The 26,885-nt window shown below is 67.3% G+C and carries 23 protein-coding genes and 2 pseudogenes; 16 read left to right on the top strand and 9 right to left on the bottom strand.

Going from position 1 to position 26,885, the window contains the following annotated elements:
• Window positions 1-444: 444 nt before the first annotated feature.
• Window positions 445-1,212 carry a winged helix-turn-helix transcriptional regulator gene (locus ACZ7OI_RS26110; RefSeq protein WP_470266810.1) on the bottom strand — a complete coding sequence of 256 codons (768 nt, stop codon included), beginning with the start codon at window positions 1,210-1,212 and terminating at the stop codon, window positions 445-447.
• A gap of 187 nt (window positions 1,213-1,399) precedes the next feature.
• Between ACZ7OI_RS26110 and ACZ7OI_RS26105 the strand changes: the two genes are divergently transcribed.
• The 3 genes and pseudogenes from ACZ7OI_RS26105 (at window position 1,400) to ACZ7OI_RS26095 (ending at window position 3,800) form a co-directional block, all read left to right on the top strand.
• Window positions 1,400-2,206: an alpha/beta fold hydrolase gene (locus ACZ7OI_RS26105; protein WP_470267152.1), complete on the top strand. Its 807-nt coding sequence runs from the start codon at window positions 1,400-1,402 to the stop codon at window positions 2,204-2,206.
• Window positions 2,207-2,921: 715 nt separating this feature from the next.
• Window positions 2,922-3,494 (top strand): annotated as a pseudogene (locus ACZ7OI_RS26100) (radical SAM protein); the annotation flags it as partial.
• 30 nt (window positions 3,495-3,524) lie between these two features.
• Complete coding sequence (locus ACZ7OI_RS26095; RefSeq protein ID WP_312872254.1) at window positions 3,525-3,800, top strand: hypothetical protein; 276 nt, start codon at window positions 3,525-3,527, stop codon at window positions 3,798-3,800.
• A gap of 264 nt (window positions 3,801-4,064) precedes the next feature.
• On the opposite strand, the gene ACZ7OI_RS26090 is transcribed toward ACZ7OI_RS26095, so the two are convergent.
• The gene (locus tag ACZ7OI_RS26090; protein ID WP_470266809.1) at window positions 4,065-4,820 is read right to left on the bottom strand and encodes a class I SAM-dependent methyltransferase; all 756 of its coding nucleotides are present in this window, start codon (window positions 4,818-4,820) and stop codon (window positions 4,065-4,067) included.
• A 334-nt stretch (window positions 4,821-5,154) separates the two neighbouring features.
• On the opposite strand from ACZ7OI_RS26090, the gene ACZ7OI_RS26085 reads away from it, so the two are divergent.
• Together ACZ7OI_RS26085 and ACZ7OI_RS26080 are read left to right on the top strand one after the other, a co-directional pair.
• The gene (locus ACZ7OI_RS26085; RefSeq protein ID WP_470266808.1) at window positions 5,155-6,819 is read left to right on the top strand and encodes a DUF6461 domain-containing protein; all 1,665 of its coding nucleotides are present in this window, start codon (window positions 5,155-5,157) and stop codon (window positions 6,817-6,819) included.
• Between the two features lie 336 nt (window positions 6,820-7,155).
• A complete protein-coding gene (locus ACZ7OI_RS26080) occupies window positions 7,156-7,926 on the top strand; it encodes a hypothetical protein (protein WP_470266807.1) in 771 nt (256 codons plus the stop codon).
• A gap of 113 nt (window positions 7,927-8,039) precedes the next feature.
• Here the strand turns inward: ACZ7OI_RS26080 and ACZ7OI_RS26075 are convergent, their stop codons facing one another.
• Window positions 8,040-8,561: a hypothetical protein gene (locus ACZ7OI_RS26075; protein ID WP_470266806.1), complete on the bottom strand. Its 522-nt coding sequence runs from the start codon at window positions 8,559-8,561 to the stop codon at window positions 8,040-8,042.
• A 63-nt stretch (window positions 8,562-8,624) separates the two neighbouring features.
• A pseudogene (locus ACZ7OI_RS26070) lies at window positions 8,625-9,056 on the bottom strand (polymorphic toxin-type HINT domain-containing protein); the annotation flags it as partial.
• Window positions 9,057-9,211: 155 nt separating this feature from the next.
• Between ACZ7OI_RS26070 and ACZ7OI_RS26065 the strand changes: the two are divergent.
• Complete coding sequence (locus ACZ7OI_RS26065) at window positions 9,212-9,358, top strand: hypothetical protein (RefSeq protein WP_470266805.1); 147 nt, start codon at window positions 9,212-9,214, stop codon at window positions 9,356-9,358.
• Between the two features lie 311 nt (window positions 9,359-9,669).
• Here ACZ7OI_RS26065 and ACZ7OI_RS26060 read toward each other — a convergent pair whose 3' ends face one another.
• A complete protein-coding gene (locus ACZ7OI_RS26060) occupies window positions 9,670-9,918 on the bottom strand; it encodes a hypothetical protein (protein ID WP_470266804.1) in 249 nt (82 codons plus the stop codon).
• Between the two features lie 179 nt (window positions 9,919-10,097).
• Here ACZ7OI_RS26060 and ACZ7OI_RS26055 point away from each other — a divergent pair, with 179 nt between their 5' ends.
• On the top strand, window positions 10,098-11,411 hold the full coding sequence (locus ACZ7OI_RS26055) for an MFS transporter (protein ID WP_470266803.1): 1,314 nt from the start codon (window positions 10,098-10,100) through the stop codon (window positions 11,409-11,411).
• A gap of 1 nt (window position 11,412) precedes the next feature.
• Here the strand turns inward: ACZ7OI_RS26055 and ACZ7OI_RS26050 are convergent, their stop codons facing one another.
• On the bottom strand, window positions 11,413-12,639 hold the full coding sequence (locus tag ACZ7OI_RS26050; RefSeq protein ID WP_470266802.1) for a helix-turn-helix domain-containing protein: 1,227 nt from the start codon (window positions 12,637-12,639) through the stop codon (window positions 11,413-11,415).
• Between the two features lie 159 nt (window positions 12,640-12,798).
• Between ACZ7OI_RS26050 and ACZ7OI_RS26045 the strand changes: the two genes are divergently transcribed.
• The 8 genes from ACZ7OI_RS26045 to ACZ7OI_RS26010 are packed head-to-tail and all read left to right on the top strand — an operon-like array spanning window position 12,799 to window position 22,517.
• Window positions 12,799-14,322, top strand: coding sequence for a flavin-containing monooxygenase (locus ACZ7OI_RS26045; RefSeq protein WP_470266801.1), 1,524 nt, complete (start codon window positions 12,799-12,801; stop codon window positions 14,320-14,322).
• Window positions 14,315-15,238, top strand: a complete 924-nt coding sequence (locus ACZ7OI_RS26040) for an alpha/beta fold hydrolase (RefSeq protein ID WP_470266800.1) — start codon at window positions 14,315-14,317, stop codon at window positions 15,236-15,238. The genes ACZ7OI_RS26045 and ACZ7OI_RS26040 overlap by 8 nt, the downstream gene beginning before the upstream one ends.
• Before the next feature lie 15 nt (window positions 15,239-15,253).
• A complete protein-coding gene (locus tag ACZ7OI_RS26035) occupies window positions 15,254-16,600 on the top strand; it encodes an NAD(P)/FAD-dependent oxidoreductase (protein ID WP_470266799.1) in 1,347 nt (448 codons plus the stop codon).
• A gap of 52 nt (window positions 16,601-16,652) precedes the next feature.
• Window positions 16,653-18,047, top strand: coding sequence for a flavin monoamine oxidase family protein (locus ACZ7OI_RS26030; RefSeq protein ID WP_470266798.1), 1,395 nt, complete (start codon window positions 16,653-16,655; stop codon window positions 18,045-18,047).
• Window positions 18,044-18,748 (top strand): transporter, encoded by a 705-nt coding sequence (locus ACZ7OI_RS26025; protein ID WP_470266797.1) that lies wholly within the window; start codon window positions 18,044-18,046, stop codon window positions 18,746-18,748. Before ACZ7OI_RS26030 ends, ACZ7OI_RS26025 begins: the two co-directional genes overlap by 4 nt.
• Window positions 18,745-20,100 (top strand): NAD-dependent succinate-semialdehyde dehydrogenase, encoded by a 1,356-nt coding sequence (locus tag ACZ7OI_RS26020; protein WP_470266796.1) that lies wholly within the window; start codon window positions 18,745-18,747, stop codon window positions 20,098-20,100. Before ACZ7OI_RS26025 ends, ACZ7OI_RS26020 begins: the two co-directional genes overlap by 4 nt.
• Before the next feature lie 13 nt (window positions 20,101-20,113).
• On the top strand, window positions 20,114-21,229 hold the full coding sequence (locus tag ACZ7OI_RS26015) for a Zn-dependent alcohol dehydrogenase (protein ID WP_470266795.1): 1,116 nt from the start codon (window positions 20,114-20,116) through the stop codon (window positions 21,227-21,229).
• A 31-nt stretch (window positions 21,230-21,260) separates the two neighbouring features.
• Window positions 21,261-22,517, top strand: coding sequence for an aspartate aminotransferase family protein (locus tag ACZ7OI_RS26010; RefSeq protein ID WP_470266794.1), 1,257 nt, complete (start codon window positions 21,261-21,263; stop codon window positions 22,515-22,517).
• A 4-nt stretch (window positions 22,518-22,521) separates the two neighbouring features.
• On the opposite strand, the gene ACZ7OI_RS26005 is transcribed toward ACZ7OI_RS26010, so the two are convergent.
• Window positions 22,522-23,124 carry a TIGR03086 family metal-binding protein gene (locus tag ACZ7OI_RS26005; RefSeq protein WP_470266793.1) on the bottom strand — a complete coding sequence of 201 codons (603 nt, stop codon included), beginning with the start codon at window positions 23,122-23,124 and terminating at the stop codon, window positions 22,522-22,524.
• 56 nt (window positions 23,125-23,180) lie between these two features.
• Window positions 23,181-24,080 (bottom strand): alpha/beta fold hydrolase, encoded by a 900-nt coding sequence (locus tag ACZ7OI_RS26000; RefSeq protein ID WP_470266792.1) that lies wholly within the window; start codon window positions 24,078-24,080, stop codon window positions 23,181-23,183.
• 57 nt (window positions 24,081-24,137) lie between these two features.
• Here ACZ7OI_RS26000 and ACZ7OI_RS25995 point away from each other — a divergent pair, with 57 nt between their 5' ends.
• On the top strand, window positions 24,138-24,710 hold the full coding sequence (locus ACZ7OI_RS25995; protein ID WP_470266791.1) for a TetR/AcrR family transcriptional regulator: 573 nt from the start codon (window positions 24,138-24,140) through the stop codon (window positions 24,708-24,710).
• Here the strand turns inward: ACZ7OI_RS25995 and ACZ7OI_RS25990 are convergent.
• Window positions 24,697-26,868 (bottom strand): molybdopterin-containing oxidoreductase family protein, encoded by a 2,172-nt coding sequence (locus ACZ7OI_RS25990; protein ID WP_470266790.1) that lies wholly within the window; start codon window positions 26,866-26,868, stop codon window positions 24,697-24,699. The two genes, ACZ7OI_RS25995 and ACZ7OI_RS25990, sit on opposite strands and share 14 nt — an antisense overlap.
• Window positions 26,869-26,885: the final 17 nt, after the last annotated feature.

Genomic DNA, 26,885 nt, shown 5'->3' with positions numbered 1-26,885 from the left:
GCGGGACGCACGTGCTGCGGAGACCTGGATCTTTGGTGCCGGATCGCGTGTTGGGCGTCAGCGTGCGGAGTTGTTGAACAAGCGACGCGCTTGGACAAGCTCGTCCTGTGCTAGGCAAGGATCCCCGATGACAGAGAGGAGTGATGTGTCCCAGTCGCGTCGGCCATCGCGGCGTGGAGTGAGCAGGACTCCGACTGACAAGAAATTCTCGGGAGTGCCAAGCTGTTCCCATAGTTCGTGATGGCGAAGAAGCATCCAATACTTGAAGTTGTTTGATGTAACGTCGTCGTATCGTGAGCACACAGCGAAGCCGAGCTGCGGGCCGTCGGGTCGCTGTCCAAGTGGTGCGTCGTCGTCTCGGCGATGAGTTCCGCGAGCCCGCGGAGTCTGAACTGTCGGCCGGCGCAACCTCGCCACCGGTGTCCGGGGTCCGCGGACTGCCGCTCACCCCCGACGACTTCCTGCGCTGACGGCGGGATCCGGGCGTTCGGCGTTCGGTGACTCGGGGCTAGGTGAAACGGGATCCGGCGGCACGGGGTCCTGTGGCGCCGGATACCGCACTGCTGCGGGAAAGCAGCGCAGCAGTGCGGCGAGCCGCGCGGTATCGCCCGCCACCTCGGTGTCTGCCCGCTCGACGGCGTCGTGCAGCGCCGCACCGGCGAACACCAGATCGCGCAATGTCGCCGCCTCCGGCACGGTCAGCCACGCCTCGGGTTCGGCGTGCTCACCGCGGTCCAACTCGAGGCGCCCGCCCGCAACGGTGATGCGGAACCGATCGCCCGCGACGTCCAGCTGGCAGCGCAGCGACAGCTCACCCGCCAGTGCCGGATCGAAGGTGGCGCGCAGGGCGAACAGCAGCGCGTCGACGCTCAGTTCCGCCGCGCCGTCCTCGGGCAGCGGTGCGCGGCTGCCCCAGTGGGCGAGCGCGCGGAGCACGGGCTCCAGCTCCTGCCCGCGCTCCGTGAGTTCATACACGGCGGCGGGCGCAGGCGGTCCCAGGCGCCTTCGCCGCACCAGGCCGTCGGTTTCGAGCTCGCGCAACCGCTGCGCGAGGACGTTCTGGCTCATCTGCGGCAGCCCGCGGTGCAGGTCGGAGTAGCGCTTCGGGCCGAAGACCAGCTCCCGCACCACGAGCAACGCCCACCGCTCGCCGACCGCATTCAGCGCTCGCGCGATGCCGCAGGGGTCGTCGAACAGCCGCTTCTTGCTCATGCACCCGATTGTACTTGCACAACAGGTGTGAATGCTCCTAAGTTAGGAGTGTGAATCTGTGGCCTCCGTCGACGGCACCGTCATCGGCTACACACGGCACGGCGACGGGGCCCCCGGGTGGTCCTTGGCCGACATGCTCCGACGGTGACGACCACGCATCGAGAAATGGAGAGAAGCAGTGAACGAGATGACGCTTCGTGTGACGTCCGCCGACGGTACGAGGATCGCCTACGACCGGAAAGGCACTGGTCCGGCGGTGATCCTCGTCGGCGGTACCCTAGACGACGGCGCTGAGAACGCGCCGCTGGCCCGGCTCCTTGCCAACCATTTCACGGTCTACAACTACGCACGACGCGGCCGGGGCGACAGCGGCAATACACCGCCGTACGCCGTGGCGCGGGAGGTGGAAGACCTCGACGCGCTGATTGCGACAGCCGGCGGCTCAGCTCACGTGTACGGCGCCTCATCTGGCGGTGCCCTCGCGCTGGAGGCAGCAGCGGCAGGTTCGGCGATCGACAAGATCGCGGTGTGGGATGTGCCGTACGTGATCGGGGACGACCTGTGGCCGAGGTTCAACCAGTACATCGCGGACACCCACGAGGCATACAAAGCCGGCCGGGACGAGGAGCTCCTGGAACTGTTCATGAGGCTTACCGGCGGACCCGACGCGGACATCGCGGCTGGCAAACAGCACCCGCTCTGGGCCTCGTCCGTCGCGCTCGCCCACACGCTCGTCAAGGACGCAATGGTCCTCAATGACTACAAGATCCCCACAAACCGACTTGCCCGCATCACTCAGTCGGTCCTGGTGACCACCGAGGGTCCGATCACCGAGCCCCAGATGGCGAGCCTCCCGACCGACTTCTTCGACCGCGCCGCGAAAGCGATTGCCGCTGCCACCCCCCAGACCGAACGACACACGCTCGACGGGCAGGGACACGTCGTCGCCCCCGAACTCATGGCCCGTGTACTGGAGACGTTCTTCAACCAGTAACCCGTCGACTGATCAGGTCGCGACCGTGGGTCGCTTCGGAACGCAGGCCGATCGGCCGCGTCAGCATCGGTCGGTGAGCGGCGACTCCTGAGTTCCGGCAGTCCACCCGCTTGGCTGCCACCGGCCACGGGTGCCCGACCGGTTGGTGTTCTGGGGAATCTTGATCCGCCTCACCACGGGGGCGTCGTGGGTCGACATCGAAGCAATCCTCGAACACCGGGTCTCTGACACCACGCTGCGAGCCCGTCGCGATGAGTGGATCGCTGCGGGGGTGTTTCCACCAACTACGCGCCGAAGCGCTCGCCGCGTTCGACCGGATCATCGGACTCGACCTGTCCGAGGTCGCCGTCGAGCCTGAACGTACATGTGCTGAGCCCAGGTCTGTCAAGATCAAACCCTGCCAACTCCTTGACGCATGACATTCTCGTCGCAGCGGGCGGGGCGGCAGGCCCGTGCCTGTTTGTGCGATCCGGGCGGGAGGGAGTTGTCGGCTGCGGTGCTCACGGTCGGGCAGTGGTTGCAGTTGTGGTTGGACTCGCGGGTCGGGCCGGGTGCGTCGACGTTGCGCAGCTACCGCCAGCACGTCCGCGGATACCTGATCTCGTATCAGGGGACCGGCTGCTCGGCGAGTCGAGTAGGGGTGACATGCTGCACATCGACGGTATTTTGTCTGCCTGAGCTGCGTCAACGCCCACCGTAGTGATGTTGTAAAACGGTAGGCATGGGTGAGCCGCTGGCGAACTACAAGCGTGTGGTGGCTGCGGTGCGTCGGATCACTGATCCTGCGCCGGGTGGTTTGGGTATTGGTCAGCGTTCGGTGACGGTGTCGACGGTGGGTCTGGCTCCGGCGATCCGGAAGCTGGCGGACGAGAAGATGCAGGTGCGTCTCGCGGTGTCGCTGCACACGCCGGACGACGAGCTGCGGGACACCCTCGTTCCCGTCAACAACCGTTGGTCGGTGGACGAGGTTCTCTCCGCCGCCCGGTACTACGCGGACACTTCCGGTCGGCGGGTGTCGATCGAGTACGCGTTGATCCGGGACATCAACGACCAGCCGTGGCGGGCCGAGCTGCTCGCGAAGCGGCTGCGGAAGCACTTGGGCCAGCTGGTGCACGTCAACGTCATCCCGCTGAACCCGACGCCGGGTTCGAAGTGGGATGCGTCGCCGAAGCCGGTGGAGCGGGAGTTCGTGCGGCTGGTGAACGCTGGCGGGGTCGCGTGCACCGTGCGGGACACGCGTGGTCAGGACATCGCCGCAGCTTGCGGTCAGTTGGATGCTGAAGGCTGAGTTGTTCGTTTCGATGATGGAGTGTCTGTCGTGATGTATGCCCCCAGCCTGTTGGAGCCGGCTGCGGAGGAGCTGCGGCTCGCGGATGTGGTGGGTCGTGGTGCGACCGAGGTTGCCCGTGAGGCGCGGACTCTGTTGGGTGAGCGGTTCAGTTCGGTGACGTTCATGTACGTGCTGATGCGGGCCTTCGAGGTGGACTACACGGCGGCTCGGGATGCGTCGCGGTGGCACGAGTTCCATGGCGGTCCGCGGGCGTTGTCGGATGCTGATTTGGAGAAGCTGCTCGCTCCGTGGCTTGCCCGCTGACCACTTCGATCAGCTGCTGCCTGCGAACAAGTAAAGAAGCTCTCGACATGAGCGCGTAGCGGAACGTTTTGTGATTATGTCCGCGAGATTGACCGCACTTGTTCGTGGATTCTGACCGCATATGTCGATCGCATGCCATGATTAATGTCGGTCGCTTTCGACCGCGCCTATGGCTGTCAGCGGCCAGTCGCGATTCCCCGTGGACGGCCACCCGCGGACGGCCACCCGCGGACGGCCAGTTTCACGGTCAGTGATCCCCGGTGTCTATGCCTTGCTCGCCACCACCATGTAGTTCTCGGCCTCGAGATCGAACGTGCTCGCTTCCGTCCGAAGTCCGACCCGGTGCAGCTCGACTTCGAGTTCCTCGTACCGGTAGGGCCAGCAGGACAGCAGTTCCGAGCGGACGACAACCAATCCAGTCGCATCAACCTGGGCGATCGCAATCTCGATGCGGTGCTCCTCCTCCCACCGCGGCGCGATCTCCCAGCGGTAGACCACGACGGCATCGCGACCGTTCCGGCGGACGAGTCGGTCACCGATGTCCAGCCGGGAACCTCTGGCCCTCACGAGTTCCCACGTGCGGGAGGTGAGCACCAAGCGCCCGCCAGGGCGCAAGAGCCGTGACATCGACTCCAGAGCAGCACCCCTGCCTGTCGCGCCCGCGGCATGGTGAAGCGAGTTGCCAACGCAGAACACCATGTCGAACGTGCCGTCCTTGAAATGGTCGGGCAACTCTTCCCAGCCCGCCCGCACGGCCCGGACGGACGCCCCGAATTCCTCAGACAGCTCCGCAGTCCGTCGAACCATCGCTTCGCTGGCGTCAGTTGCGGCAACCTGAATGCCGCGACCGGCGAGGCCAACCGCCAACTGTCCGGTTCCGCACGAACAGTCGAGGACGTGAGCGTTCGACGGCAGGAGACTGAGGACATCATCGAACGACGCAGCGAACTCGGCCGGAGTCAGCTTCGCATCGGAGATGAGCCACTCGTACACCTCGGCAAGCGCGTCATAACCCGTCACAACTGCTACCTCCGTCACACGGCGGACTCACGGTGGCACGTCAGTACATCAGCGGAGCAGGTCGATTCACCAATGGTTTTGCAGGGGCGACCTGCCCGCTATGCCGCTGAGCGGTCGTCCAGGAACGCGGGGGCGGCCCAACGGACCGCGTTCCACTTCCGCGCTCGTGCCTGCTGGGCACCGCGTGATCGAACGAGCGGTGTGCGGCATGACAGGACGTTCCGAGGGAGGAAACATCAGCCGGGTCGCAAGCGGTCGCTGCGTGAGGCTTGCCAATGTCGCACTCGGAAGGCGACGCGGGCGGACGGGTTCGACGCGCTGGCACCATCGTGTGATGGGGATCGAGAATTTCGAGTCGATCGTGTCGGCTGCGCTGCCGGACATCGTCGCGTGCGTGCCCAAAGAGCCCGCTGGTCGCCTCGGCCGGTGGGAGCCGAAGGGGTATTCGCGGCACGGCACGAGGGTCCAAACGGCTCTGGACGAGATCGGCGACGGACTTTCCGAACGGCTGCTGGGCGCGCTGGAACTGACTGTCGATCGGTTGGCCGTGGACATCCCGCACGATCTTGTGTCCGGACTGGCTCAGTCGACCGTCACGCAGTACGTCACAGGGTGGATGGGCGATGAGCAGTGCGCCACGAAGCAGGCCGTGGCCGTCGTCGAACAGGTACACCCCGGCGCGGCTGACCGCGTGGTCGAGCTGTTCGAAGCGTTGCGGGACAAGGCGGCCGTGCCGGACGCGACCGGTGATGAAGAGGAGATCGCCGCGCAGCACGGTGCCGCGCATTTCGCTCTGGCCGTGATCGTGTCGACCGCGGTGCTGCGCTCGTTGGGCACTGCTGTGGCCGGTGAGACGCCCGCGATCGTCGGTGTGGCGCTGGGTGCTACTGCGATCGTGTTGCCGACGGTGCCCAAGCCGCTTGGTTACGCGGCGGCCGTGCTAGCCAAGCGGCGCGCTGAATACCTGCTGCCGCGGTCTTCCTCAACGTCGGCCGCGGTAGCGGACCACCGGTTTTGGATCACCGAAGGTTCGGTTCCCGCGAACGCCGATTTCTCCGGCAACGGCCTGATCACCGCAGTGGAAGACGGCGTGGTGATCCGGACGGGCGTGGCCGAAGGCCACGTGCGGATATCGATGCACGTGCTGACCGGCCCGCCCGAGGAACTCGACCTCACCGGCTGGGACGAGGTCGTCGAGATCAGTTGGACCGCGTCGGAGAGCGGCGCCGTCTTGTCCGGGAACGCATCCGGATACGGCCGCCGCTGTGGGGAAACGCCGCCGTGGCCGGGCGACTACCGAGTCCGCGTGCATGTGACCGGCCGCGACGATGCCGAAGAATTTTATCACCTGGTCATGTGGCAGGCGCCGGCCACACCCGGCGCGGTGCACAAGAAGACGGACCGGCTCGGTCATCGGCTGCGTGGGGAACCTGAACCGCCTCCGATGATCGCACCCGACGCCGAGCACCGGTGGATCGAGAAAAGTTCACTCGGCCAAGCCGCCACGATCACCGTTGTGCGCGGCCTCCCGCCGGAGGAAGTGATCAGCACCCTCGGCGGCGACCCGGCCGCACCGGTGTCGATCAAGTCGATCGTCGAGCGGCCCGCGTGGGAACGGCTCAGCGACCCAGGGCACGGGTACGTGCCGCTGCTGGCCGTGCTCGAGGTGGACGACGTGGTGCTGGCCGTCGAGGAGAACGGCTTCCAAGGCGCCGACTGTGACAGGCTGACCGCGCTGTCCCGCAACGGAAAGGCCGCGAGCCTGTACTGGAACGCCAACTTCCAACTCGCCCTCGCCGAGCGCGGGCAGATGGTGTATGCGGGCCACCCGGGTCATGAACCCGGCGCGCCGCACTGTGAAGACTTGGACTTCGACGACTTCCGGCACCTCAACGCGAAGGGCCTGACAGTGATCGCCCGCTTCGCCGGTCGCGGCATCACCGCGGACAACCTGGCCGCGATCTACGAGACCGACCAGGCCTACGTCCTGCGGGGCTAGCCGCCGAACCCCGCCGCCGACGCCACCGAGCCTGCCTGTGTCCCGCTCCCCTCGTACGTGTGATGTCCTCTCGTCGGCAGGTGAGCGTGTTCGACGAACGCGCGGTAAGCGGCACGAGCGGATGCTGGCGGATCAGCCGTGCGCGAATCGAAAGCCTTGACTCCAAGAGACATGCGAGTGCGGTTCGCAGCGCTGAGGCTGCCAGCGTGCTTGCCCAGGTTCGACCGGACACTCCACGAAGCCTCCGACTCGGGGACCAGGTATTGCCGTAGATGCCTGCGGAAACGGGGAAAACTACTCAGGCACCGGCGATCGGGCGCCGATAACCTGGGCACGGTGAAGGTTTCGCACGGTATCGTGCTGCTCGGTTGCGCGGCCTTGGTCGCGTCCTTCTGGTTCGTGCCCTCGGTCGAGGGCGACGCCGAGACGGACCGGCAGTCGGACACGCTCGCCGACGCGATCAGTTATCCGCGCCAGGCGGACGCCGCCGGGTTCGCCCGCGCCGCGCTCGCCACGCCGCTGGGGCGCAGCAACGGCTTCGGCGTCCTGGAGGCCACGGATCTGCCCCACGACGACCCCCGGGATCCGATGGCCCGGCTGGTCTGGCGGATCCGCCACGAGACGCCGGACACGGGCTGGAACCTCGGCTCGGATACCTTCGACGCCTGCTACCGCGTCGAGTTCGACTACTACGGGCCGTCGTCGGGACCATCGCGGATCACCTGCCCGGCGAACGCCGCCGCGATCACCCCGCCGCCCTTGCCGAGGCGGGACATCCCGCCCGGATTCGCCCCGGCGCTCGAGGCCGTCCTGGGGCGCCTGCCGGCCACAGCCAGCCCGCCGGAGGTCCGCGCGGCGCTGACCTCCGGGATGCCCGCGCCCCCGGTGGATCCCGACACCCACCTGGCCGGGATCCCGCCGGAGGTCTTCGTCCAGGTTCACGGATCCGACGTCGGCGTGGCCCTGTTCGCCCGGACGGGAGTCCAGGACACGGACTGCATGATGGGCCGCCGGGTCGGTGGCGGGGTGCGGGTGTGGGCGCTCAGCGCTCGGGATCAGCGGATGGAGCTTCCGTGCAGTGCTGAAGCCGCTCTGGCCGCTCCCTAGCGGGCACCGCACGGCTCAGTCCACGCAGATGACGCAGCCCAAGGTGATCGGTTCGTCCCTGGCTGGCGTGCCCCTTGCCGCACCAGCAAGCCGCCGCGCGACCCGCACTCGAGTCAATACTCCGCGCCGTCTCCCAGGTCGCGCATCAGGTAGACAGCGCCGGAGTACTCCTCGCCGTTCGCGATTTCGTCAGCACCACGCCAGTACCGCACGAACGCGTGATCGACCGCAGGCACGCCCGGCACCGGAAACCGGTGCTCCTCCGTGTCGAGCTCCGATTCCCGCAAGACGCTTGAACGAAGGAAATACAACGACGGCGGTTCCTTGTCGTGCAAGGACGTGGTGAGAAACTCCCAACTGTGTTCCCAGCCAACGGACAGGGGCACTGTCTCACGAATCTTCAACGCTGCGATCACTCCGACGGTCATGCCGCGAACTTCCGCGGTTTTCAGCGCGTCCACGGCCAAGTCGAGCAACTCCAGCCAGGGCGCGGGGACCTCGGCGCCAGGAGGGCTCTTCCCATCGTCCATGCCGAGTTCGTCGAAATGCACGGAACGGACCGGATCGCTCGCGCCCGCGGCGGCGGTCAGCCAAGCGACCGCTGCCTCCTTCACGCGTCCGACGGAAGTTTCCATCCGCACTCCTTAAGCCGCTTCTTCTGGGCGTTGGTCAGTCTGCCGGGGGTACCCGAAGGGCCTTTATGTTTCCAGGTTCAGCGCGCTGCCGTCGGACAAGCGGGTGTGCGTCTGCTCATTGGCGACTTTTCCCTTGTCGATCCGGGTGATGCCGCTCGGCGCGCGGCCGGTGGCGATCTTCTTGTTCATCTGGTTGACCGAGCAGTTGTGATCGTCTGCGACCTCGAAGGTGTAGACCGTGGTCTGCACTTGACGCCGAACGATCGACGAAACTGCCGGCTGCCCGTCCTTGAGCGACTGAAGGCGCTCTCCCGGCCTGAGTTCGCCCGCGGTGACCCAGCCACGGCCGACCACCCAGAACGGATGCTGCGGAGTGACCTCGAGCGTGGTCCCGTCGACAACGAGGGTCAACAGTTCGTCAGCGTGCTTGTTGAACAAGCCCGCAACGCCGCGCAACTGCGATCGGCCGCTGGCGAGGTCCCTGGCCAAACCTTGTCTCCCACGTCGATCTGTTCGATCGGCTTCTCGCCGTGCGCCGTCGCGACCATCGTCCCGGCAGGGAAGCAGTTGTGATGGGCTGGCTTCGGCGAGCCCCTTCCGGAAACGGGCGATCATCCGCGAAGCAGGAGGGATTCTCGGGGAATCTAACCGTGTTCACGTACGTTCTGATGCGCGCCTTCGAGGTCGGCTACCACGCGGCCCGCGAGGCAGCCAGGTGGCACGAATTCCACGGCGAAGCGGTGGCGCTGTCGGACGACTCGCTGGAGAAGCTGCTCGCTCCGTGGCTTGCTCGCTGATCACTTCGATGACCCTCAAGGGCCAGACTGCTCGTCAGCTGTCTTCCGGGCGATTCCACTAGCCTCGACACGGCCAGTGCCATCACGGGTACCGCAGCGGTCGCCAACTCCTAGGGCAACCACACCCGACTCACGGCCGTCGATCCGAGCGGCCCCGGGGGCAGCGCCTCCTGGACGGCGACTGCCTGCTTCCCTCGGCTATTTCGCGCGGGAGCATAGGCACGTTCCGCTCTTCGTCCTTTGACGTTCTCTCCTGGAGTGTCCTCCGGCAACGCCTCCACCGGCGGCGCCCGTGCCTCCGACAGGATTCGTCAGCCGCCCCACAAATCGTGAAGCTTGTCCCCCTGTCGGTCGAAGGTGGTGAAATCACCGTTCACCGACACGGACACTCCGCCCGGCCAATACGTCACCTCGAGAGCGCGAATCTGGTCCTCGTCGAGCGACGCCGAGACATGTTCCCCGCCCGCCAGGTCGTAGCACATGCCGGTCGGTTCGAAGCACACCTGGCCGCCGCCGTCCCCGTAGACGCCGAACCGCACCGTGATCCTGTTCTCCGCCATGAGAAAACCCTAGGCCCACTCGTCGATGATCTCCGTCGCCAACGTGAGCCCGAAGCCAGTCGAGCGCCGGTTGGTGCCGGGTGCACCGTCCGGCGCGAATCGGGGTGCAGAGTGTCGTACCCAAGGGCGAACGCGATGGCGACAGTAGGGCCTCACGTTCGACCGACAAGGACACTCAGATGCCCACTCAACGACGAGTGCGTGGTGCTGCCGCCGCAGGCGTGGTCGCGGTCGCCACTGTTTTGATCGGAAGCACTGCCCGCAGGCGTGACGAGTCGTTCGGTCTGCACGCGCCGCCGCCCCGAAAAGCCCGGGTCGCGCGCAAGACACCCAAGGCGCCGCCGCAGGCGAAGAGCCGGTGGACGGTTTTTCTCGCCTACGGGATGCTCGCGGCCGCGAGTCAGGCGCTCTTCGTGAACTACGCGCCGGTGACCGCGGATGCCGCGCGGCATTTCGGGGTTTCCGTCGGGGCGATCGGTTGGCTGTCCCAGGTTTTCCCGCTGATCTACGTGGTTCTCGCCATCCCCGCCGGGCTCGCGCTCGACCGGTTTCTCCGGCCGGCCTTGATCATCGGCGCGGTTCTCACTGCTTGCGGGGCGTTCCTGCGGCTGGTCGGCGACGACTTCACCTGGGCTTTTGTCGGACAGGTCGTCGCCGCGGTGGGACAGCCGTTCATCCTCAACGCGATCCCGGGGCTTGCGGTGGGCTATCTAGCGGCGAAGGACCGCGCGACGGGAATCGCTGCCGCGTCCTCGGCCACCTTCGGCGGGATGGTCCTGGGGTACCTGCTCGGCGCGTTCCTGCCCGGCGAGAGCCACATCCGTACTCTCACGCTCATCACGGCGCTGATCGCTTTGGACGCCGGGTTGTGCGTCGTCGGAGCACTGCGCGTGCCACCGGCGCAGGCGAACGCCAGCGGTGGCTTGCGGGCTTTCCGCGCGGCGTTCGGGAATCGGTACGTGCGCCGGTTGTGCGCGGGCGTCGCCATCCCGATGGGCACGTTCATCGCGCTCGCGACGTTCGCGCAACCGCTGCTGGCACCGGCTGGAATTCCGGAATCCACCGCGGGGCTCATTCTCGCGTTCACCATGATCGCCGGTGTGCTCGGCTGTGCTGTCGTGCCGGTGTGGGCGGATCGGCGGGGCCGCGAGGTCGGGGTCATGGGCGCGGGGATCGCTTTCACGGCTGTGGCGTGTCTGCACCTGGCCCTCGTGCCGAGCGTTCCGATGGCCTTCCTCGCGTTGGTGGGGACCGGTTTCGTGCTGTTGCCGGCGCTGCCCATCGTGCTTTCGCTGAGCGAGCGGCACGCCCTCGACGCGGAGAGCACCGCGGCCGGACTCATCTGGATGTCGGGCAATCTGGGCGGAGTGCTGCTGGCGACGGTGGTCGGTTTCCTCGTCGCCACCCCGGCTATCGCGTTCGCGGCGCTGGCCGGCGCGACCCTGCTGGCGCTTCCGGCCCTGCACTTGTTCCGGAAGCTGGAGAAGCCGTGAGCTAACCGGCCGCCATGACTTCCGGCGCGATGTCCAGCACCAGCAGCGCGGCCGCGACGTGGGTGGGGTTGTTCTCCACCTTGACGACCGAGAGTTCGTTGGCGCGCGAGACTCGCCGCTCCACGGTGTTGCGGTGGGCGTAGAGGTTGGCGGCCGCTCGCGTGGTGTTGAAGCCGCATTGCACGTAGGTGAGGAGTGCCTGCCGTAGCGCCGGGTCGGCTTCGGCCAGCGGACCGAGAGTGTTGGCGACGAACCGGCGTGCGCTGGCGCGATCTTTGGTGAGGGCGTCGATCAATTCGACCTCGGCGTAGGCCGTGAACCGGCGGTCGGATCCGAGCCGGACGATCAGCGCCTGGGCCGAGAGGGCGTCTTGGTGGCTGGACCGGAACCCGTCGAGCCCGCGCCCAGGCCTCCCGACGGCGACGCGGACTTCGTTGGCTGTCACGATCTTCTCGACCGGGTGCAGGTCCGGGGTGTCCGTTCCGGACAGCCAGATCCAGCGCGAGGTGGCGCTGGCACGGGCGACCAGCGTGCTTCGGCTCGCGTCGGCGGAGCGCAGGGCCGCGGTCGCTTCCTCCAGGGAATCCTGCCGGCCGGGATCGTCGACCCACAGCACGAGACCCACGTGCCACCGCGCCATCCGGTAGCGCAGCCGCCCCTCGGCGAAATCCTCCGACACCGGCGCCCCGCTGGCGATCATCTGGATCAGGCCGATCGCCTCGGCGTCCGCGTTGCCCATCGCGGCGGCGAGACCGACCTCGCGCAGGGTCGCGACCGAGTCGAGGGCGTACTGCACCATCGCCTTCGCCGACACCTCCAAGACGTCCACGAGAAGCTCCCGGTCCGCGCAGTGCGCCGAGCATTCCTCCAGCCAGCGGCGCCAGGCGATCCCCAGCGCCGCCCGCCACCCCTCGGCGAAGTCGGGGGCGATGCCGCGGGCGACGAGATCGCCGATGTACGCGGTGATCCGCGGGCCGACGTAGGGCTCCACCCGTTGTCCCGGGCGCTGGATGTTCGAGGTCAGCCACTGGACGAGATCCGAGCGGTTGAGCTCGTGGTCCTCTTCGCCCAGCGACGCGTCCGTGAGAGCTATCGGGTTGTAATGCACCCGGCGGGTGGACGCGGAGAGGGTGTCGGCCAGCGCGTCGGTGTCCGCCAGGAGCCGCTGGGACACGGTCCGGATCGCCTCCGCGGCCTCAGCGGTGGGAGGGGGCCACAGCTCTTCCATCCCCGAAGTGTGCCTCGCCTCCGGCGAATCGGCACGGCACGGGGGAGTGCATCGTGCACCGGCTCCCGGCTAACCCGGTGCTCGCTGTCGTTGTGACCGGCGTCGCGGCTCGCGACAGTGAAGCCACATCAGGAGCCGGCTCAGCGAGGAGAGGCAGACATGACAGCTGAGGTGTCGGACGCGGTCGAGGAATTCGACGTCGTCGTCATCGGCGCGGGGATCTCCGGGATCGGCGCGGCCACGTATTTCAGCCGGGAGCTGCCCGGAAAATCGCTCGTCGTGCTGGAGGGCCGCGACAACATCGGCGGCACCTGGGATCTTTTCCGGTACCCGGGCATCCGCTCGGACTCGGACCTGCACACCTTCGGCTACGAGTTCAAGCCGTGGCGGTACGAGGCCGCGATCGCGGACGCCCCGCTGATCCGGGAATACCTCCAGGAAACGGTCGAAGAGAACGATCTGGGACGCCTGATCAGGCTGCGCCACCGGGTCGTCCGGGCGGAATGGTCCACAGTGGACTCGCGGTGGACGTTGCGCGTCGAGGTGTCGGATCCCGTCACCGGGGCGACCGCGACGAAGACGATCCGGGCGGGCTGGGTGTTCGCCGCCACCGGTTATTACCGGTACGACAAGGGTTTCACCCCGGAGTTCCCGGGGCGCGACGACTTCGAAGGGCAGGTCGTCCATCCGCAGCACTGGCCCGAAAACCTTGACTACAGCGGCAAAAAGGTCGTCGTCATCGGCAGCGGCGCGACCGCGGTGACGCTGGTGCCCGCGATGGCGGACGCTGCCGAGCACGTCACGATGCTGCAGCGCACTCCCACCTACATCATGGCGCTGCCCCGTGTCGACCGGGTCGCCACGACTCTGACGAAGCTGCTGGGAGAAAAACGCGGATACGCCGTGACGAGGTTCAAGAACATCTGGGTCGAACACGGGATCGTCAAGGGCCTGCGAGCGTTTCCGAAGCTCGGGCGAGCGTTCATCAGGCGCGAGAACCTCAAGCGGCTGCCCAAGGGATTCGACGTCGACAAGCATTTCAACCCGCCGTACGACCCGTGGGACCAGCGCCTGTGCCTGGCCCCGGACGGCGATTTCTTCGACGCGCTCTCGGCAGGCGCCGCCTCCGTCGTCACCGACTCCATCACGCGGTTCAGCAAACGCGGCATCGTCCTGAAATCGGGCGAGGAGCTCGAAGCCGACATCATCGTCACCGCGACCGGGCTGAACATGCGGCTCTTCGACGGAATGCCGATCGTGGTCGACGGGCGCGAGACCGACCTCGCGGACTCGGTCTCCTATCGCGGGATGCTGCTGAGCGGGATTCCCAACTGGGCCATGGCGATCGGCTACACGACCTCGTCCTGGACGCTCAAGGTGAGCCTGATGTGCCGGTATTTCATCGATCTGGTCCGGCACATGGACGCACACGGCTACGACCGGGTGGTCCCGGTCGCGGTGCCGGGGATGCCGCGCAAGCCGGTCATGGACCTGAAGGCCGGCTATGCCAAACGGGCCGAGAAGCGGCTGCCCAAACAAGGACAGGCCGCTCCGTGGCGGATGGCGATGTCCTTCCCCGAGGACGCCAAAGCCCTGCGCGGCCCGGTAGCCGACGAGAACCTCGAGTTCGGCGCCGCCCGGCCGGCGGTGCTGCCCGAGGAGAGGCGGTCGGCCCATGTCTGAGGAGAACGCTGACCAGTACGCGACGCTGGCGTCCGGCACGACGATCTGCTTCCGCGACCACGGCGACCAGGCCGATCCCGCGATCCTGCTCATCGCCGGGTTGGGCGAGGACCTCACCTTCTGGCCCGGCTCGTTCGTCAGCTCGCTGGTGGACCGTGGCTTCCGCGTCCTCACGATGGACAACCGCGACGTCGGCCAGTCCACCTTCGCGGCCACTCCGCCGCCCGCACTGTGGCGACAGCTGCTCGCACGACCCCGCGCGGACGCCTACTCGCTGGCGGACATGGCTTCCGACGCTGTCGGCGTCCTCGACCACCTCGGGATCAAACAGGTTCACCTCGCCGGGCGCTCCATGGGCGGGATGATCGCGCAGACGGTCGCCGCGGCCGAACCCGCACGGGTCCTGTCCCTGACTTCGATCTTCTCGACTACGGGCGCGAAGAAGGTCGGTCAGCCGGCACTGTCGACGATGCGGCTGCTCGCCAGTTCGCCAGCGCGGACCAGAACCGCGGCGGTGCGCGCCCACCTGCGGATCACCAGTCACGTCGCCGGAACGGGATACCCCATCGACGACGCGGCCGAGGCCGCCGTCGCGGCGGGCGGCTGGGACCGCGCCGCGGGCGACTTGGCCGCGGGCTCGGCCCGGCAGATCCAGGCGATCCAGGCCTCCGGGGACCGGACCGCCCAGCTGAGCCGGATCACCGCTCCCACCTTGGTGATCAACGGCGACCGGGACCTGCTGGTCGCCCCCACCGGCGGCGCGGCGACGGTGAAGGCGATTCGCTCCGCGCAGCACGTCGTCATTCCCGGCATGGGCCACCACGTTCCCGAGGCACTGGTCGAGCCCATCGCCCAATACATCTCGGAACACGCGAAGCGCGTCACCGAAGGGGGAAACCATGCCCGGATTTCCTGAACGGAGCGCAGCCTCATGAAGACCGACAACGTCGAGTACAGCACTTTCAGCGGCTGGATCGACCCGCCCGCCGACATCCTCCCGAGCCTCGACGGCGACCTCACGTGCGATGTCGCGGTCGTCGGCGGCGGCATGGGCGGCATGGCGACGGCGCTGCGGCTCGCCGAGCGCGGCCAGGACGTGGTGCTGCTGGAGGCCGAGTTCTGCGGCTACGGTTCCAGTTCGCGCAACGGCGGCCAGATCGCGAGCGTCCCGGGCGGGGACCTCCGCATGCTGAGCCTCTTCTATCCCAAGAAGGTGCCCGGCATGGTGCGGCTGGCCGAGAATTCCGCGAGCTTCACCGAAGACCTCATCAAGACCCACGGCATCGACTGCGACTACGAGCCCAACGGCCTGGCGTTCGCGGCCGTCGGGCACGGGCAGATGCTTCGCACGCGTACCTTGGCGGCGATTCTCCGCCGCGCCGGCGGACGCGGGCAGGTTGGCACGAGCGAGGAACTCGGCATTCCCCGCACTTTCGTCGGCGGCATGCGCGAGGCCGTGGGCGGAATGCTGAATCCCGGCAAGCTGAGCCGGGGAGTACGCCGTGCCTTGGTCTCGTCGTCCGCTCGGGTTTTCGAACGGACCAAGGTCGCCGACGTGAAGCGGCGCAACGGAAAGGTCGTGCTCTCGACCCCCGGCGGCACCGTACGCGCGAACAAGGTGGTGCTCGCGACGAACGCCTACTCGGGGGAGTGGGACATCACCCCCAAGCGTCTCTCGGTTCCGTTGTGGCTCATCGAGATGGAGACCGAGCCGATCGCCCCGGAGCGGCTCGCCGCGCTGGGCTGGACCAGCCGGTCGGGAGTCATCACTCAGCACCAGGTCATGGAGCACTACCGCCTGACCGCGCGCGGCACCATCGTGTTCGGCGTCCGGCGCGTCGAGCGCGGCATGACCTACCCTCTGCCGGCGAAGGCTCCGGACCAGGAGATGGTCGAAGAGCTCGCCGGTGCGTTCGCGACTCGTTTTCCCACCCTCGCCGACATCGCCGTAGAGCGGGCGTGGGGCGGCTGGATCGCGATCACGTCCTCCTGGCTGTCGGTCGCCGGCCGGCTCGAGGACGACATCTACTACTCGATCGCGTGCAACGGGCACGGACTGGCCCAGGCTCCGTACGTCGGGTCGCTCATCGCCGACCTGATCGTGGACGGTTCGCGGCACGAGGATCTCGACGGAATCTGGGCGGAGAAGCCGAAATTCCCTCCCTTCGCGATGATGAGCCCGCGCGGCCTGCGCACGGTGTGGGCGCTCGACCGCTTCACCGATCTGATCAACGGCAGCCGGAGCCGCGCCCTTCGCGCGGCCGCCCGGGCGCGCTGAACCATCCCTTACCTCTCGCCGCACACAAGCCTTGTGGGCAAAGGAGAAAAGCATGTCGAGTTCTCGTAAAGCCAGCTCCGAAGTCACCTCAGTCGACGTCGTGGTCGTCGGCGCCGGATTCGCCGGCCTGAGCGCCGCCGAGCGGCTCGTGAGCACGGGCAAGTCCGTCCTCGTCCTGGAAGGCCGCGGCCGGGTCGGCGGCCGGTCGTTCACCGGCGAGGTGGCGGGGGTGCCGGTCGACCTCGGCGCGACCTGGGTCTCCCGCCGGCACACAGCGATCCGCGACCTCGCGAGCCGGGCGGGCTGCACCACGACCGGCCAGTTCGCCGAAGGCCGCAACGTGCTGTGGATGGCCGGACGGCGCCGTACCTACCAGGGCACGATTCCCAAGGTCTCGCCCGCGGTGCTGGTCGACATGGCGCGCGTGCAGCTGGCGCTGAACAAGCTGGTCGCGAGCATCGACGTCGAAGCGGCCTGGAATTCTCCCCAGGCCAGCGAGTTCGACGCGATCTCGTTCGGCGAATGGCTCGACCGGAAGCACGCGACGCCGGCTACCCGCGCCATGATGACCATCGTCAGCAAGGTGCAGTGGGGTTGCAGCCCGGGAGACGTCTCGCTGCTGCACACGTTGCGCTACATCCGCGCGGCGGGCGGAGTCGACCACATGCTCGACGTGGAGGGCGGCCAGCAACAGGAACGGTACGTCGAAACCACCCAAGAGATCGCGAAGCGGGTCGCTGCGCAACTCGGCGACCGCGTCGTGCTCGGGACGCCGGTTCGCGCGATCACGCAAGACGGCGACGGCGTCACGGTTCGCACCGATTCGGAAGAGATCAAGGCGAAGTACGCGATCGTCGCCGTCGCGACGCCGCAACGCGCCGAGATCGAATTCGACCCGGCCTTGCCCGAGCAGGCCGCCGGGCTCGCGAAAAACTGGCGCATGGGCGTCCTGAGCAAGGCGTTCGTCGCGTATGAAAGGCCGTTCTGGCGGGCCAACGGACTTTCCGGCGAGGGACTGACCGATACCGGGGCCGTGTTCGTCACCTTCGACGTTTCGCCCGACGCCAACGGACCGGGCATCCTGATGACGTTCTGCGACCCTCGGGTGTTCGACGGATTCAGTCCCGCCCAGCGCCGCAGCCTGGTCCTCCGGCAGCTCGTCCAGCTGTACGGCACGCAAGCGAGCGCGCCCATCGACTACCTGGACCACTGCTGGGGAGAGGAACCGTTCGCCCCGGGAGGTCCGAATCCGGCTGTCGGTCCTTACGCGACCACGACTTACGGTCCCGCTCTCACCGAACCGCACGGGCGAATCCACTGGGCGGGCACGGAAACCGCGGGCGAGTGGGCGGGCTGCATGAACGGCGCCGTCCTGACCGGGCAGCGCGCCGCCGAGCGCGTCGCGGCCGCGGTGGCGCGCGAGTCTCAGGAGGTGTCGGTGCGATGAAGGACGTCTTCTTCCTGCTCGCCGACGTGTGGATGATTTTCGTAGGCTATTTCTTCGGCTGGAAATTCATCCGCCGCTACGGCAATTACCTGCTCGGTCTCGAATGGATGGTCGTCGCGACTTCGGGCACCAACTTCCTCGTCTGGTCGTTGCTCGGCGCCGACGAGGGCAGCATCCTTTACCGCATAGCGTATTTCTTCGACGCCTTCTCGCGGTCGGTCGGCATCACGCTCATCCTCGTGATGGGCTTGATGAAGGTCACTCATCGCTACAAGCCGTCCCTTGCCGTCGACATCGGCGTGTTCGCGCTCGCCACCGCGGCCGGGCTGTTCCTCCGGCATTTCCACGGCGAAGACCCCCGCGTCGACCACGGTGCGTTCGCTGTCTCCGCGTTCTACCTCGTGGCCAACCTCGCCGCGGCCGTCTTCCTGGCGTACTTCGCCAAGCGGCTGTGGAACATCGGCGCGAAATGGCCGGCGATCTGGACCGGGCTGGTGACCGCTGCCGCAATCACCATCGCGATCACTTACGACTTCTTCCCCTTCTCTTTCGACGACGCGAATCGCACGTTCTTCTACACCGCCGCGCTGGCGACGTGGGGCACCCAGGGATTCGTCTACTTCTTCGCCTACCGCGCGCTGCACAATCACAACGCGGCCTCGGGCGTGAAGACGGTGCAGGAAGCGGGTGCGTCGTCATGAACCGGCAGTTGTACGCCGTGGTCGATCCGGCTACCGGCGAGCTGGTACGGGAGTATCCGTCCGCGACTGACGCGGCCGTGGATCGGGCACTCGACGCGGCCGCGAACGCTTACCGGGAATGGTCGCAACAGGCCACCTTGGCTGAACGCGCCGAGGTGCTGAACAAAGTCGCTGCCTTGCACAACGAGCGCAGCGGCGAACTTGCCCGCATCGCGCAGCGGGAGATGGGCAAGCCGCTGGAGGAGGCCGTCGCCGAGGTCGAGTTCAGTGCGTCGATCTATGCGTATTACGCCGCGAACGCACCCAAATTTCTCGCCGACGAGCCCGTCGAGTTGATCGAGGGGGAGGGCACGGCGTTTATCCGCCGCCAGCCGATCGGCGCGCTGCTGGGCATCATGCCTTGGAACTACCCGTACTACCAGGTCGCCCGGTTCGCTGCGCCTAATCTCGTTCTGGGCAACACCATCGTGCTCAAGCCCGCGCCGCAATGCCCGGAGTCGTCCGCGGCCCTGCAGCGGATCTTCGCCGACGCTGGCTGTCCCGAGGGCTGCTACGTCAACGTCTACGCGACCAACGAACAGGCCGCCGACGCCATCGCCGACTCCCGGGTGCGAGGCGTGTCCTTCACCGGTTCCGAGCGGGCCGGTGCGGAAATCGCCGAAAAAGCGGGCCGCAACCTCAAGAAGGTAGTGCTCGAACTGGGCGGCTCGGATCCGTTCCTCGTGCTGTCTTCCGCAGACTTGGACGCCACGGCCCAGGCCGCGGTGGACACTCGGTTCGAGAACGCCGGACAAGCCTGCAACGCGGGCAAGCGGGTCATCGTCGCCGCCGACCTCTACGACGAATTCCTGGACATATTCACGAAAAAGGTGCTCGCCACGGCCAGCGGGCTGGCTCCGCTGTCCTCGGTGGCGGCCGCCGAGCGTCTCGAAGCTCAGGTCCAGCGAGCTGTCGATGACGGCGCGACCCTGGTCTGCGAAGGGCGGCGCGCAGGCGCGTTCTTTCCTCCTGGTGTCCTGACCGGTGTGTCGCCGGATTCGCCGTCTGCCGCCGAGGAATTGTTCGGCCCCGTCGCGACCGTCTATCGAGCGGAATCCGAAGCCGAGGCGGTCGAACTGGCCAACAGCACTCCGTACGGGCTGGGTTCCTACGTGTTCACCACGGATCCCGAGCAGGCGATGCGGGTCGCCGACCGGATCGAGGCGGGCATGGTTTTCGTCAACGGCGTCGGCCTCGAAGGCGCGGAACTGCCGTTCGGCGGAGTCAAGCGGTCCGGCTTCGGCCGGGAACTCGGCCGGGCGGGAATCGACGAATTCGCCAACAAGAAGCTCATCCGCACGGCTCGGGCATAGAGGGGAATCTGCCATGACCGTTGAATTCGACGCTGCCGTCTTCACGACGCCGGACGCGCCGCTGACCGTCGAGCGAGTTTCTCTTCCCAGCACGCCGCCGCCCGGCGAGGTGCTGGTGCGGCTCAAGGCGAGCGGGGTGTGCCACAGCGACTTTCACGTCCTCGTCGGGGAATGGGAGACGCCTTCGCCGATGATTCTCGGCCACGAAGGCGCCGGAATCGTCGAGAGCGTCGGCGAAGGGGTGACGACCCTGGCGAAGGGCGATCACGTCGTCCTGTCCTGGACGCCTTCGTGCCGTCGGTGCCGCTACTGCGTCAGCGGCAGGCCCGTTCTCTGTGACATGGTCAGCGAGCACTCGGCGAACCACCTGTCGTTCGACGGCCGGACTCGCGTCACGTCGACGGACGAACGGGACGTCTACAGCTTCGCGGGCCTCGGAACGTTCGGCCAGTACACGCTTGTCCCGGAGTCGGCCGCGATCGCGATCCGGAACGACGCCCCGTTCGAGCAGGCCGCCCTGGTCGGATGCGCGGTGACGACCGGAGTCGGGGCGGCGGTCAACACCGCGAAGATCCGGCCGAGCGACACCGTGCTCGTGCTGGGCTGCGGCGGCGTCGGCTTGAACGCGATTCAGGGTGCTCGTCTGGTTGGCGCGCGAAAGATCATCGCCGCGGACCTCTCCGACGAAAAGCTCGAGCAGGCTCGCGTCTTCGGTGCGACAGATCTGGTCAACAGCGGGCGGGAGAACCTCGCGGACCGCGTACGCCAGCTCACCGACGGACGCGGGGTGGAGGTCGCCATCGAGGCCATCGGGCTCCCGCGCACCATCGAGGCGGCCTACGAGGTGCTTGCGCGCGGCGGAAAAGCCGTGGTGGCCGGGCAGGTGGCGGACGGCGTGCGGATCTCGATCGATCCGTTCGTGATGTCCGATCAGGAACTTTCGCTCGTCGGCTCCAACTACGGATCGAGCAAGCCCGACGTCGATTTCCCGCTGCTGGTCGATCATTACATGCACCACCGCCTCGATCTCGACTCGCTGGTGACGCGCGTGATCGAGCTGGCGGACGTCAACGAGGCGTTCGACGAAATGAAGCGCGGCATCGGCATCCGCTCGGTGATCAAGTACTGAAGCCCTTTGAAGAAAGGCACGGATTCGTCGCATGGCTCTGGAATCTTCGCGGATCGCCTACGAACGAGCCCGGCGCAGCGTCGGCGGCGGGGTGGGGTCAGGCCTGCGTGCCGCGATGCGTCCCCACCCGCTCTTCGTGCGGGAAGCCCGAGGCGCGCAGGTCTGGGACCTCGACGGAGATCGGTATGTCGACTACGTGATGGCCTGGGGCCCGCTCGTGCTCGGACACGGCGACCCGCGCGTTCTGTCCGCCGTGTCCGAGGCCGCGAAGAAAATGCAGGTCGTCGGCACCGGGCACGCCCTCGAATACCTCGCCGCGGAGGCGGTCCTCGAAGCCGTGCCCCACGGCGAGCGGCTGCTGTGGAGCAACACCGGAACCGAAGCGGTGCAGGTCGCGCTGCGCCTGGCCCGGGCCGCGACGGGGCGGCGCCGCATCCTCAAATTCGCCAAGAGCTACCACGGCTGGCACGACACCGTTTACGCCGGAATGTCCTCAGACGACGGCGATCGGCCTGCTCAGCCGGGCGGGAAAGGGCAGTCGCCCAGTGTGCTGGACGACCTGGTTTTGGCGCGGTTCAACGACGTAGCTCTGGCGGAGCGTCTCTTGAGGGAGTCCGTCGAACGCGACATCGCCGCGGTGCTCGTCGACCCGGTGATGAGCAATGCCGGTGTCGAGGCGCCCGCGCCGGAATTCCTGTCCACGCTGCGGACTCTGTGCGACCGATACGGCGTCGTCCTCATCTTCGACGAGGTGATCGCCGGCTTCCGGATCGCGCGCGGCGGTGCGGCGGAGAAGTACGGTGTGCTGCCGGACCTGTCTGTCTACGGAAAGGCGATGGCCGGAGGATTCACCCAGAGCGCGGTGGTCGGCCGAGCGGAACTGGTCGATCAGGTCACGGACGGCGTCACCCATGCCGGAACGTTCAACGCCAACCCGATCGCGCTCGCGGCCGTCGAGGCGACGATGCGTGTCCTGGCCGATCCGGCGGTTTACGAGACGCTGGAGGAGATTTCGGCCGAGTTCGAAGCGCTCGTCGGGGGTGTTCTCGGGTCGGTTCCTGACGGCGGGCGTTTCAACCGGGTTGGGTCGCTTCTGCAGTACGTGCCTGCGGGTGGGGCGACTGGGCTTCACGGCACGGGTGGGCGCTGGAGTGTGCTTTTGGAAGGGATGTTGGGGGAGGGGTTCTTGTTTATGCCGTCCGGCAAGGTTTTTCTCAGCACAGAGCACACGGCTTCGGATATCGAGGCGACGGCTGAGGCGCTTGAGAGGGTGCTGCGCCGGTCGTGATCTCTCACGGACCGCTGAATTGCCGCGGGTTCCGGCCCATCCGACGCAGCAACCGGTCCTGGCGAGACGCTGACTCGCTGGACGCCCCCGGCGCGGCGAAGAACCGATGCGTCGTATCCGCAGCGACGGGGGACTCCGCCAGCCCAGCGTAAATCTCTTCCAGGCCGTCGCTGATCCACGCGACCAAGTCCGGATCAAGCCGGTCGTCCACCCCCAGCGCCCGGGCAAGATCCCAAGCGTGCACAGCGGAATCCGCAGCACGCACAGCCAGCGCCTGACGTCCGCTCACCTTGCCCAACGGATAGTCCAGCACCTCATCCAGCGCGCCAGGACGGCCGAACGCATCGACAATCAGCCGCACCGACGCGGTGTAGGCAGCGAGCGGATCGTCGCCGAGAGCATCGGCATCGCGCATGCGCAGGAAGTCCTCGCGGGTACCACCGGCCAGGAGATCGACGTAGTTGAGATTCCCCCGCACCATGTGGTTGACCAGTTGACGCACGTTCCACTCCGCACACGGCGTAGGGGCCGTCCACTGGCGGACGAACGGCAATCGCTGGTCGAATTCAGTGCTGGCGGCGAGGAACCGGTCGAGAACATCGGTCATGTCCAGCAGTCTTTCGCCACCAGGACGTCATGCGCTGGCGTAAATCCGACGTCGCGCTAGCGCTCGATGAACGCGGTCAGCGCGTCCACGACGGCATCGGGCTGTTCGTCCGGGATGAAGTGTCCGGAATCCGGGATGACGACGCCGGTCGCGTTGTCCGCCCAGGGGCTGAGGGAAGCGGCCATGTCGGGGATCGAGCCGTGGGAGCTGGAGATTCCCAGGACTGGGACGGTCAACCGTTGCCGGTCCAGGGCGGCGTGATTCTTGCGCGCTGATTCCGCGGCATCGCGGTAGTAGGCGAGAGAAGCCCGGAGACCGCCCTCGGCTGCGATAGCGGCGGCGTAGTGGTCGATCTCGTTGCTGTCGAAGGTGCTCAGTGCTTTGGCCTTCAAGAACCAGTCGACGTACTCGCGTTCGCGGCCGGCGAGCAGGGTCTCGGGAAGATCGGGCACCAGGTGGAACGCGAAGTGCCAGGTTTTCCAGGCCCGCTCGGGGTCCGTGGGGATGGAGTCCGGGAGGGTGATTCCCGGGATGCCGGCGTCCAGCAGTGCGAGACCGTGCAGGCGGTCTTCGTGCTGAAGGGCCAGCGAGAAAGCGACCCAGGCTCCGATGTCGTGGGCGACGAGCCAGTACTTCGCCACGCCGAGCGCGCTCACCGCGGCTTGGACGCGTGAAGCGGCGGTGTGCGTGTCGTAGCTGTCGTGCGGGCGGTCGGAGTGGCCTTGTCCGGGCAGGTCGATCGCGAGCACGCGGAACCGCTCGGCGAGGCGCGGCATCGCTTTGCGCCAAGCCCACCAGGTCTGCGGGAATCCGGCGAGCAGGACGACGGCGGGGCCGGCCGGCTGACCGCCTTCCACGGCATGGAGCTGGACGCCTTCCGCGTCGACCCAGCGGTGGGTGAATCCGGGCAGGTCGGGCAGGGGCAGTGCGGAGATCGGGTTCGCGGCGGCAGTCATGGACTCCACTCTAGCGCATCTTGAACTGATCAGTTCAAGATGCGCTAGAGTGGGCGGATGGCCGGAAAGAAGCAGTTCGACGTGGACGTCGCGCTCGACGCGGCGATGGTCCAGTTCTGGCGAGCCGGATACGCCGACACCTCGCTCGACGACCTCTCGAAGGCGACCGGGCTGAACCGCAGCTCCATCTACTCCTCGCTCGGCGACAAGGACTCGCTCTATCTGCGCTGCCTGGACCGTTACGCGACGCGCTACGGGGACCGGTACGACCAGGCGCTGGCAAGCGCGGCCGAGGACCCGCTGCGGGCGACGCGGGAGTTCTTCGACGTCACCCTGAACCGCATCGCCGACCCCGACGTGCCGGACGGATGCCTGGTCGCCCAGACCGCGATGGCGATACCGGTGCTGAGCCCGGGCATCGCCGCGCGTGCGACCGAAGTTCTGGGACTTCAGCACACGAGGCTGCGGACCGCCTTGCGTGCCGCGAAGGTGGCCGGCGCCGACGACTTCGCCGTTCATCTCGCGGCGGTCAATCAGTCGCTGGCGGTGATGAGCAGGGCTGGGGCGAGTCCGAAGCAGCTCCGCGCGATAGTCGACATCAGCTTGAACGCGCTAGCTAGCTGTCTTTGACGATCTCGCAGAGGGAAGCACGCAACGGCGAGCTGCCGCTGATCGGGTCGCTCGGGCCTTGGCTCAGCACGAGATTGAGGTTCGCGCTGCCGTCGCCGAACGGCGGATAGCCAGGCTGGCCGAGCGAGCTGGCGGGCTGCCACCAGCCGTGCTGTCCGCACACGACGTTCGGGCGCAGGTTGACGTTGAACTTCGCCTTCGCGCGGATGCTTCCCAGCGGCGTCTCCAGCCGCACCCAGTCTCCGGCGCCGATTCCGCGGACGGCAGCGGTTTCGGGGTGCAGTTCGACGGCGGGCTCGGGCGCGGATTTGCGCAGGCTGGCGATTTCCCGATGCTGGGTTTCGCAGAAGAACAGCGACTTCGCACAGGTGAGGATCAACGGGTAACGCGCTGCCAGATCCGGCCGGGACAGCGGGCTGATCGACGGTTCGGCAAAGGTCGGCAGCGGCGGATATCCTTGTTCCAGCAACGGTTCCGAGTACAACTCGACCAGACCGGACGGCGTCCGGAAGCCGCCTCGTTCGTACTTGCGGTAGATCGTCCGCAACGGCAGGCGGATTCCTTCCGGAGCGGCGCGCAGCTGGTCGAGCGTGAGGCCGCTGGGTGCGAGCTGATGTCGCCAGGCCGCTTCGATGTCTCCGTTGAAGAACTGCGGGCCGAGCCCGAGGGCGATGGCGAGGTCGAAAATGATCCGCAAGTCCGGTCGGGCTTCGCCGCGCGGAGCGACCAACGGCTGTCGCAATTGGACAGTCGACTGCGCGGCCTGGCTTGTCTCGAAACCGATCCGCAGCGCTTCGGCTTCCCACGCACTTGTTACGGGCAGCACGAGGTCCGCCTGCTCCGCGGTCGGGTTCAGGAACAAGTCCGTGTGGACAAAGAAATCCAGAGCGCGAAGGGCGTCGCGGCCTCGCGCGCTGTCGCCGTGGGCCATGACCAGGTTGCCGCCGAAGTTGACCAGAGCACGGGCTCGGTAGGGCACGCCGTCCAGCGCGGCTCGGTAGAGGTCCTCGCCGGTGACGAACTCGAATCTCGCCGGTCCTAGCGGACGCTCCTGTACTCCGATGGTCTTGGCGCTCTGCTCGGGTGCCAGCAGCTCCCGGCCGTCGATCGGGTTGGTCGGCACTGGCGTGAACAGCACATTCCCGCCGGGTGCGTCGATGCATCCGGTGAGGGCGTAGAGCTGGCCGATGGCGCGTACGGTCTGCGTCGCGTTGCTGTGCTGCTCCAGCCCGCTCCAGGTGTAGAACGCGACTGGACGTTGCTCCCACAGGAGCCGGGCGGTAGCGACGATCTGGTCGGCGGGCACGCCGGTTATTTCCTGCGCGGTCTCGGGCGGGTACTTCGCGCACTCCTCGGCGAGCAGGTCCCAGACCCGGCGAGAAGAGCTGACCCGTTTCGCCGCGTTGGTCCACCGTTCGACGAATTCCTTGTCGTACCAGTCGTTCTCGATCATCACGTGCGTGAGCGACAACGCCAGTGCCGCATCTGTGCCAGGACGGACGCGCAGCCATTGGTCGGCCTTGCTGGCCAGCCCGGCGCGGCGCGGATCGACCACGACGAGCTTGGCCCCTCTCCGTAGCGCGGCGGTGGTCGCGGTGGCGTGCGCGAGCCGCGAGACCGACGGGTTGTAGCCCCAGTAGAGGATGCATTGCGCGTTCTCGAGATCGGGCAGGTAAGAGCCGGGGACAGGCTCGCCCCAGGTGTAGAGCGTGGCCAGGTGACGGCCCCAGCCGCAGAGTTCCATATAGCTCACGAAGTTGGGACTCCCGAAGGCGCGCCGGAGCCGGGTCAGCCATTCGACGGTGTCCGACATCGCCGACGTCGAGGGCGAGGCGCTGCCGAACACCACCGCTTCCGGGCCCGATTCCTCGGCGATCGCCGTCAGCCGGGACGCGATCGTCGCCAGCGCTTCGTCCCAGCCGATGCGCTCCCAGCCCGGGTCGGCCGCGCCCTTCGGGGCGGTTCGGCGGAGGGGGTGCAGCAGCCGGTCCGGATGCGCGACGATCTCCGGCGCGGCCTTGCCTTTCACACAGATCGCGCCGCCGGTCGGATGGCCGGGCAGCGGGCGGAGCGCGAGCAGCCGTCCGTCCTCGACCGTCGCGGTGGCTCCGCACTTCGACACGCACAGCGGGCAGAACGTCGGGACTTCGGTCGCCATCGCGCACCTCCGGGCTC

Source organism: Amycolatopsis sp. NPDC114503, from assembly GCF_055633655.1.
The sequence above is the reverse complement of the archived record's forward strand: the minus strand, read 5'-3'. Positions and strand labels throughout refer to the sequence as shown.